7 protein-coding genes are annotated in these 9,042 nt (G+C 41.7%); all 7 read right to left on the reverse strand.

The window, feature by feature from the left end; translation table 11 throughout:
• Positions 1–38: 38 nt before the first annotated feature.
• Positions 39–503, reverse strand: a complete 465-nt coding sequence (locus HWQ38_RS33170; protein WP_292802346.1) for an NADAR domain-containing protein — start codon at positions 501–503, stop codon at positions 39–41.
• Between the two features lie 173 nt (positions 504–676).
• Complete coding sequence (locus HWQ38_RS33175) at positions 677–2,290, reverse strand: iron uptake porin (protein ID WP_292802349.1); 1,614 nt, start codon at positions 2,288–2,290, stop codon at positions 677–679.
• 451 nt (positions 2,291–2,741) lie between these two features.
• Positions 2,742–4,142: a sugar porter family MFS transporter gene (locus HWQ38_RS33180; RefSeq protein ID WP_292802351.1), complete on the reverse strand. Its 1,401-nt coding sequence runs from the start codon at positions 4,140–4,142 to the stop codon at positions 2,742–2,744.
• Positions 4,143–4,321: 179 nt separating this feature from the next.
• The gene (locus tag HWQ38_RS33185; RefSeq protein ID WP_292802354.1) at positions 4,322–4,891 is read right to left on the reverse strand and encodes a substrate-binding domain-containing protein; all 570 of its coding nucleotides are present in this window, start codon (positions 4,889–4,891) and stop codon (positions 4,322–4,324) included.
• An 858-nt stretch (positions 4,892–5,749) separates the two neighbouring features.
• Entirely contained in the window at positions 5,750–6,235 is a 486-nt protein-coding gene (locus tag HWQ38_RS33190; RefSeq protein ID WP_292802375.1) for a gluconokinase, read from the reverse strand.
• A gap of 7 nt (positions 6,236–6,242) precedes the next feature.
• Complete coding sequence (locus HWQ38_RS33195) at positions 6,243–6,449, reverse strand: ankyrin repeat domain-containing protein (protein WP_292802358.1); 207 nt, start codon at positions 6,447–6,449, stop codon at positions 6,243–6,245.
• A 523-nt stretch (positions 6,450–6,972) separates the two neighbouring features.
• Positions 6,973–8,904: a TnsD family transposase gene (locus HWQ38_RS33200; RefSeq protein ID WP_292802361.1), complete on the reverse strand. Its 1,932-nt coding sequence runs from the start codon at positions 8,902–8,904 to the stop codon at positions 6,973–6,975.
• Positions 8,905–9,042: the final 138 nt, after the last annotated feature.

The raw sequence follows: 9,042 nt of genomic DNA on the forward strand, positions 1-9,042 counted from the left end.
ATTTTCTGTTGAATCTAACTATTTTGCTCAAACTATTCCTAAATTACTGTTAAAGATAATAAATTACGGATTTCTTCACGCACACTCATGAGAGTTTTACCGAGATGGTTTTGACCGGTTTTATTAGCACCACAGCCCCAAAAAGAATCGGTTGGGGAGTTTTCAATCAAAATCTCATCGCCTGTCCTCAAGAGAACTTCTCTAATATCAGCATGAGTGAGAAACTTTTTGAGTACAGCTTCTCGCATAATTTGAGTTTTGACTAAATTCCAGTCTCGACGAAGTTGGCGATCGCTACATCTTCCCAAAGCGGCAGCTTCTTCTGGGGTAACGGCAGCATGGATGAGGGGTATAATTGCCGCATCTGTGCTACCTACAAACTTTTGCGCTTGATAATAATGTTCAACCGTTGGCCAGTAAGTATTCTGGATGTGGATGCAGTGGGGAGAAAAGTTAGAAAAACAGCCATAAGGCTGCCAAACTTTATAAAAGTAAATGGTCATTTGAAAATTGCTCTTTTATATATCAACTTCAGGGTACCCGAAAGTTTTATATTTCCAAACCCTTCATTTGTATCAGGACTTACGCAAACAATAGCCCAAAATAACGATTTTTAGGTAGGGGCAATACATGAATTGCCCCTACCGTGTGTAGTTTTACGTAAGTCCTAATTCAGTTAAAAATCGAAGGTTGTGCGAATCACACCCACATACTGCGGATCATTTCTGCTATCGTTTTCCGGGTTGAGAATCACCCAAAAACCAGGAGTTACTGAAATATTATCGTTCAATCGGTAACGATAGAATGCTTCGAGATGGTAAGCGTTGTCTCGGTCTTGACGGACATCACTGTTAGAGACACGCGGCGGTATACCAAAGAGAATTCCCGGCAAGTTACCCCTACCCCCGACATCAGGAAACGACATACCAATTGCCCCAAACCAGACATTGGCATTGTCACCACTGTTCACAAATAGAGAATCTGTTCCACCCCTACCATTGGAAATATCACTCAAACCAGAGTTTTTGGCATTTGCCCAGATATATCCACCCCAAGCGTGGATTTGGAAATTTGGGGAGAAGCGATAGAATCCCTGTGCGCCGACAATATCGTTGGAAGTCGCAATGTTGTTGCCAAAGGGAGCGTTTGACAGGGCGCTACCCGTCCCAGCTGCGAGTTCGATTACTCCAGCAGGGCTATAGCCATGAGAGTAGGCAACACCAATAGCTCCTTGCTTACCATAATAGGCTAAGTGCGCCAGGGCGTTGTAGCCGCCATCAAATAAGGCGTTGCTAGCCGATGGGACATTGGGACTGGTTGCTAAATAGCCCAAGGTGAGAATCAAGTCTTTGGTAATGTTCCAGTTAGCGGCTGCACCGCCGCCACCTCGCCGGAATAAGGGACTGTATGACCCAAAAAGTGAGAGAACCCCATTGCCGTCGTCAGCGATTGTGGCGGGAGTGACGGTGGTTGAAATATCGGTGTAACCAATGCCTGTGGGACCAACAACGAAGTTAAGAGAATCACTGACTGGGAAGTAGTAACGAATGTGGGGAACAAAAAGTGTATCATTGCTGTCATAATCGAAGTTCAGGCGTGTCATCCCTGTACCCGTTGCTGCGGCAATTTGGCTTGCACCATTGGAATTGGCAAAGTTGCCAAATTCTAGGCGAACTCGCAACAAATCTTTGCCTGTGAAACTGCTCTCAAAGTTGAGACGACCGCGATTTGCAAAGTAGAGACGGGATTCATCGCGTTCGCCACCCACCCGATTACCAAAGCTATCACTAATGGCGGTAATAATTTGAGCATTCAACCTGGTAGTAGTAGAAAATTGCTGTTTTTCCAGGGTTGCTGTCCGTGCTTCCAGCGTATTCACCCGCCCACGCAGAGTTGTTAATTCTGCCGCAAACTCTGTCTGCAATTTTTGCAGCACTGCCAAATCTTCTTTTTTGACTAAATCGCTAGTACCCGCAGCAATTAATTGATTCACCCGGTCTAAGCAGGCATTTAAACCAGCTGCAAACTCGTAACGACTTAAAGCACGGTTGCCGCCATAGGTTACGTCAGGATAACCTGCAATACAGCCATAACGTTCGACTAGCGATCGCAGTGCTTGAAATGCCCAATCGCTCGGTTTAATATCAGAAAGCTGGGAAACAGAATTGACTTGTCCCTCCAAATTCCTATCTCCATCTGCTGGAGTATAATTATCTTCTGGAGGTGCTGCCCAAACTACTGGAATTGCCAAAAAGAGGAGAAAAAAACTATGAAAAAGAATTTTTAACATTGGCTTATTACTTAAAAATGGTTAAATTCTGACTTTGTAACTAAAGAGATTACACTTGAACCAAAGCTTCCAGGTTATGAGCTAATCAGCATTCAAGTTACATATTTTGAGTTGAGGTTTTTGGTCACTTACAGCAGTTATCGGCCCTTGTGAGGTACAAGAACCCCACCCCCAACCCCCTCCCCGCAAGCGAGGAGGGGGCTATGATGTACCTTATGTGATTAGGAAACGCTATAAATAAAACTTACGCATTGACAAGAAAAACCAAATATGAATCAAGGTTAAAAACCATATCTTTCGTAAGGGCACAGCATGATCTATTTACGATCGCAGGATAATTAAGAAAAGCCTAAAACAACCTCAAAATCGGTAATGTAGATCACGATGCATTTGTACAGTGCGATTGATTTTTAATTTTTAATTCTGCCTTGGGGTACTAGATGAATGCCAATTACATATCTTCTAACTCAATTCCTTTGGTTTCTTTAATAAAAAAGAGAATGAAAAAGAATGAGGTAGCTGCCGCAATTGTATAAAGTCCATAGGCAGAACCTAGACCAAAATATTGCAGTATGGGAGGAAATGTTGTGGAAATGAGGAAATTCGCAACCCATTGCATCGCCGCAGCAACTGAAAGTGCAGCAGTTCTAATTTTGTTATTAAACATTTCTCCCAACAGCACCCAAACTATTGGCCCCCAGGAGAAACCGAAGCAAAACACATAGAGGTTGGCTGCGATGAGAGCCACCGTACCTGCGCTTCCGGTGAGATTGGGATTCCCAGCAGCATCTAGGGGAGCAGTGCCAAAAATAGAAGCCATCGTTCCTAAAGTCAAGGTCATGCCAATCGACCCTAGTATGAGCAAGGGCTTACGACCAAATCTATCTACGAAGGCGATCGCAATCAGTGTTGTAATAATATTTACGGCTCCTGTAATCACCGTGATTGTTAGGGAATCTTTTTCGGAAAACCCGACTGCCCGCCACAAAACGCTGCTGTAGTAGAAGATTACATTAATACCAACGAATTGCTGTAATACAGATAAGCCTATTCCTATCCAAACAATTGGCAGGAGTCCACCACTTCTGCCCAACAGGTCAGAAAACTTAGGCTGACGTTCTCGAAGCACTGTCTGCCGAATTTCTTCAATTTTTGGCAGCACGTCACCCCCCAAAATCTTGGTGAGAACGTTAGCAGCTTCTGGCTCTCGTCCTTTGGCAACTAAGTAACGGGGAGATTCAGGAATTGTTAAAGCCATCATCCCGTAGAATACTGCTGGCGGGACTGCTGTCCAAAACATCCAGCGCCAAGCTGCAACCCCAAACAAAAACGGCGAGTCTGCTGAACCTGCTGACACAGCAATAAAGTAGTCACTCAATAAGGCGACAAAAATTCCGACTACGATCGCTAATTGTTGCAGAGATCCTAACCTTCCCCGCAAATGGGCGGGAGAACATTCGGCAATGTAAGCTGGGGCGATGACGCTAGCAACGCCGATTCCAATCCCACCCAATACTCGCCAAAAGATAAAATCCCAGATAGTGAAGGCCATCCCAGAGCCAATGGCACTGATAGTAAATAACGCCGAAGCGACCACCATTGCGTTGATTCGACCATAACGGTCTGCAATCTGTCCAGCAAAGAAGGCTCCTACCGCAGACCCCAGCAAGGCTAGGGACACTGCTAGCCCTGTTACCCAACTACTGGTGTTAAAAGTTTTTGCTAGAGATAAAACCGCGCCGTTGATTACAGCAGTGTCAAAACCGAACAGAAAGCCGCCGAGGGCAGCAGCACCAGCAATCAAAATGACATAAAAGGTGTTGGATTTACGACGAATACTAGTGGAAGACATAGTTTATATATTGGGGATTGGGGATTGGGGATTGGGGATTGGGCATTGGGCATTGGGGAGTGGGGGCAATACGGTTCGGATAAGGTTTTTAATGACACGTCCTAGATCGCAAAGACGCGATAAATCGCCGTCTTTACAATAATCAGTCCTTTGTAGAGACGGCGATTTATCGCGTCTCTTTAACCGAACTGTATTGGGAGTGGGGGCAGGAGAGTAGAAACCAAAGACTCATTAACGGAGTTCAAAGACTCATTAACGGAGTTCAAAAACTCATTAATGGAGTTCAAAGACTCATTAATGGAGTTCAAAGACTCATTAATGGAGTTCAAAGCAATGATAATTCTACCTGCTCGTTTCGCGTTTTCAACTATTGGTCTAATTCCCCTTTTATCAGCAGCATTCAAAACAATGATGTCAGCATTCGCAGCAGTGAAATTTTCAATTTGATTGGCTTGTTGGTTGAGATCATAGGCACTGGAAGCTACAATGACGGTGACATCTTTTCCGCCAATTCTCTTCGCTTCTGCCTCAACTGCTTGTCCCATAACGACGAAGAAAGGATTACTTAGATCGCCAACAGTGAAGCCAACCGCTCGTAATTTTTTATTCTCAGTGGCAATTTTAGTTTCTGCACTAGTATTGGTGGCGGTGTTAGTAGTATTAGTAGCAGTGTTGTCATTTTGAGCGCCATTTGTACAACTAACAACCGCGAAACCTAATATGCCAACTATGAGTCCAATTCTCTTCATCTTCATCTATTTCTAACAACGTATTTAAATTTTAAAAAGGTCAGTATAATATAAAATTGCGAAGTTATCACAATATGAGCTAAGTCTGAAAACTTCAGATATCACCTAGCAGTACTGCTGATTTTGGCAATTCTAACTTCTCTAAAAGGTCTGATAATTTGACGTGATTTGAGTTAGCGCTATTAATTTTCCTAAATTAGATGTTTTGTTTTTTCAAGCAATAGTAGGAACACTACACCACGTCAAAAATTCACATTTTTTGGTGATAATACATTTGAAGGTGTATGAGTTAAAAACAGCTTTTAACTAAAATTAGTAAAACCTGATATAGCGCTTCCTAATCACATAAGATACATCATAGCCCCCTCCTCGCGGGGAGGGGGTTTGGGGGTGGGGTTATTGTACCTCATTCAACCGATAACTGCTATATTATCAATGTGAATTTGTATTCTGTTTTACATTAATTTTAGTTTAACCTGCATTATTCCAAATATGATCCCCGTTTATCGAACTTTACAAAGTCAAGGGAACTATTCCATCTTGATGTAGTTTAAACTTTTCCTCCTGGAGTTTTTGCGAAAGTTAAGTAGTTTTCAGCTTAGATATAGTTTAAAAAACTTAATATATTTAACTCAAGTTTAATTCAGAAAAGTTAATACCGTAGGAGAGAAATGTTGACGAGTTTCGACTTCTCTGCGAGACGCTACGCGAACGCTCAACTCTCGGCCACTTAGTTGGTTGAGCGAACTTGTACTGAGCGAAGTCGAAGTAGTCGAAACCAAAGGCTATGGTAAATTTATTACTGGAATTCACCTTAAATAACTTCACCCATTTAAACTTGTGGTTGTAATCAATAAGCTAAATTCCTAAAGCCGTTCTAATGTTTTGGACAATTACCTGGGGTGGCTGTGCAACATCCATAGATATGGTATCTAATGGTTCTTCAAGAGTATCAAACTGGCTGTTGAGGAGTTTTTCGCTCATGTAATGATTCTGACGCTCTTGCAACCGCATTTGAATCAACTCATAAGACCCTTTGAGGTAAACTAGCTTGATGCGATCGCTATCTAATACCAGAAATTGCCGATAGCTATCTTTTAGAGCCGAACACGCCAGCACTACATTTTTATTTTCTTGTAGCCAGTGTTTTATGGCTGTTTGCAAATCTTGTAACCAAGGCATCCTGTCAGCTTCACTCAGAGGGATACCGCGCCGCATTTTGTCAACATTCTCTGGCGAGTGGAAAGCATCAGCGTCGCTAAACTCCCAGTCTAACGAGTCTGCTAGCAGTTTTCCGATGGTGGTTTTGCCCGAACCAGATACACCCATTACGAGAATAATCATCGACTGCTTAATCATACTGCGCTCCATTAGTAATCAGAAGTTCGACTACATCCCTATGTCCCTCGGAAGATGCTTTATGTAAGGGTGTTTCACCCAAACCATCTACAACATGAACGCTTGCACCAGCAGCCACCAACAATTCTACGATATCTTTATGTCTACGATAAGTAACAATAAGTAGGGCTGAACAGGGTTTTCCTTCAGAGTAAAACATATAAATTAAGTAGCACAGCTAAACATATTCATAAATGCTTCTTTTACATCGGTAGAACCGATTTTTGTTGAGTAATTTATTCTTTGGAAGTCCTTTCTCGTTCGAGTCACAGCTAATTTTGAAACTAATGTAGAAGAACAATAAAGTTCTCCAACATCTTGTACATAAACAATAAAGTTCTTTACTGGCAACGCCTGAAACACTGATTATTGCGTTGCCAGTTTTTTGTTAAAGTTCTTTACTGGAGAAGCTGCTAACCGCAATACAATGTGAGCCACGAACAATAAACTTCTTAACTGTCACAAGTTCGTATGTACTAATTGATAAAAGTTGATTTTTATTCTTGGAGAACACTAACCACCAATACGCTTGGGTTAAGGCTAAAACTCGTTGTCAAAGTCAATTTTTTAACGAACCGCCAAGGACGCAAAGAGAAGAAAGAAATGCTTAACTGAACTGTATTGCACTAACCACAGGAGTTAAAGAAAGCGAATTTTTAGTTGCTTGCCTCAGCATCTCAGGATCAATTTAGTGAATTTAAAACTTCCAAAGCATCTGCGATCGCTTTCTTGACCAAAGGTAACTTTTTCGTTTCTTTGCGTAGGCTTGCACGGCGAACTAGTTGCCACTCATGAGGAGTAATATTTTCTTGATGAAAAGTATTTGCTGCCCACTGCACTCTTCTGACTGCAAACTCTTCTCTGGTTTCAGCCAACTCATCCAAAACCTTTGCTGTCATAGGTAATCTGTTAAGATGTCTTCTTACCCAAGCGCTTGCAGGATGATCGAGAAAATTAGCGATCGCTGTCTTGCTAATCCAAATTGGTCGATTGACATCTTGCTTCAAGCCTTGTACAGCAACCTTTACCGCTTCCAGCGTCTCAATATCTCGGTTATTCCAATCCACATATAGAGTGCCATTATTCGTTAGTGGTGGTGGCAGATGCTCCAAAAGCCAATTTTTATCATGTTTGTATAATTGACCATAAATTGCTGGTGCTTTGCTTCGTAATTCTGTTCTTCCCGCCTCAGCATTAGCTGCAATTACCTCTAACCATTGGTTACGGCAACTTTCGAGGATATCTGGAGCTTGAATAAATGAAAATACACGAGGCTTAAGTGATGAACATAACTCAGTTGCTCTCGCCTTAGTATTTGGTCGGGGAAAGATAAGCTTCAGTCTATCTGCTTGACGAAGCACTGTCTTGATTCGAACTCCCAGACGTTGACTGATCGCCTTAAGGGTGAGTGAGGAGTCTTCCCAGAAAGCTTTTAAGCATTCTTCCCAAACAGAGCCATAAACCTTGATTTTCGAGAATCGAAAGTAATCCTCTGGTGATTTATCGGGGCCTATTCTAGAGTAAACAAAACCACAGCTACAAAAAAATGTACCAGTTGGTTTGCGATTTTCCTGGTTATATGTAATCTGACATTTCTTTATCTGAGGTTTTTTGAAATATTTGCAAACAGGGTTAAGACAGCGACAAGGAGCATTACCAAATGGTTTTGGTGCTTCTTTTAGCTCAAAAAATTCTTGTACTGTGTATCCTAAGAAGTGGATAAGTAACAAATGGCGTAGTGGGTGGTGAATTCTTTTAGGGAAACGTACTAATTGAGCAAGCCAGTTATCACGAATCTGCTCATCAAGTGGGCATTGCAGGCAATCTAACACTTGGGAAGAGTAGTAATTTTTGAAGAGCCTCAAAAATTCCTGAACACGAATCCTACCTGTGTAAGTAACTAACTCTGGATTAGTTTTTACCAAAGATAGGTATTTTTCATACAAAGCTTCTAAGCCAGGGACGAAGCGGCAATTATTCAGAAGCCAGTCTATGTCTCTAGCAATCTTCAACAGAACTTTGTGACCAGAATTTAAAGGGTCTATTGGACGAGGAGATATTACTTGAGTTGCCTGTTCTAAGGAAACAAATTCAGATATGCGTCTACGATTGTGGGTTAATACAGCACTTTTCTCTAAAAAAACTCCATGAGTGGAACAGACTTCAACACCAGGTAACTGATGAAGACGATGCCAATAGCACTCGCCAAACTGCTTCCGATCATCTTCCATACACAATGGGCAGAAGCTCAAATGAGAAGGCATCTCAATGAATCCAGCAACAATTCCTAAGCGTGTATGAATTTTTGAGCCATTATCAGCGCACATATCCTGCCGAACTAATTGAAGTCGCTCTAGTGGCAGGAAAGGACTATAAAAGGGTAATAAAGTGTGATTGTCTATGAAATTATCAACTGTGTAAGAATGCCCAGCGGGTAAAGCAGCAACCAATCTGTTCAATTTGCTTGGTAGGTCAAAAATTGCGATCGCATTTTTTGTTTGGAATAAATCTCGAATTACTGAAATTTGGTTAGGATAATCCACTCTCTCTTGAAAGCGAGCGCAAATACTATATAACAATTCATTTGGGTAAGGATTAGGAAAAAAGCCAAGCACAGTCCATCTCCTTTTAAAAAATAAAGAAAGTCATTTCACCTCGTAAAATTTTTGAATGCTTAATAATTAAATACAATTTATTTCAGGACTTACGCAACTGGCACAATGCGATCGCTAACAAATAGTACTCTAGTACTA

This window comes from Nostoc sp. NMS7 (genome assembly GCF_017115085.1).
Taxonomy (GTDB): Bacteria; Cyanobacteriota; Cyanobacteriia; order Cyanobacteriales; family Nostocaceae; genus Nostoc.

Coding starts and splice junctions, on each gene's coding strand:
- HWQ38_RS33170 (WP_292802346.1), bottom strand. CDS start 503: ATGACCATTTACTTTTATAAAGTTTGGCAGCCTTATGGCTGTTTTTCT.
- HWQ38_RS33175 (WP_292802349.1), bottom strand. CDS start 2,290: ATGTTAAAAATTCTTTTTCATAGTTTTTTTCTCCTCTTTTTGGCAATT.
- HWQ38_RS33180 (WP_292802351.1), bottom strand. CDS start 4,142: ATGTCTTCCACTAGTATTCGTCGTAAATCCAACACCTTTTATGTCATT.
- HWQ38_RS33185 (WP_292802354.1), bottom strand. CDS start 4,891: ATGAAGAGAATTGGACTCATAGTTGGCATATTAGGTTTCGCGGTTGTT.
- HWQ38_RS33190 (WP_292802375.1), bottom strand. CDS start 6,235: ATGATTATTCTCGTAATGGGTGTATCTGGTTCGGGCAAAACCACCATC.
- HWQ38_RS33195 (WP_292802358.1), bottom strand. CDS start 6,449: ATGTTTTACTCTGAAGGAAAACCCTGTTCAGCCCTACTTATTGTTACT.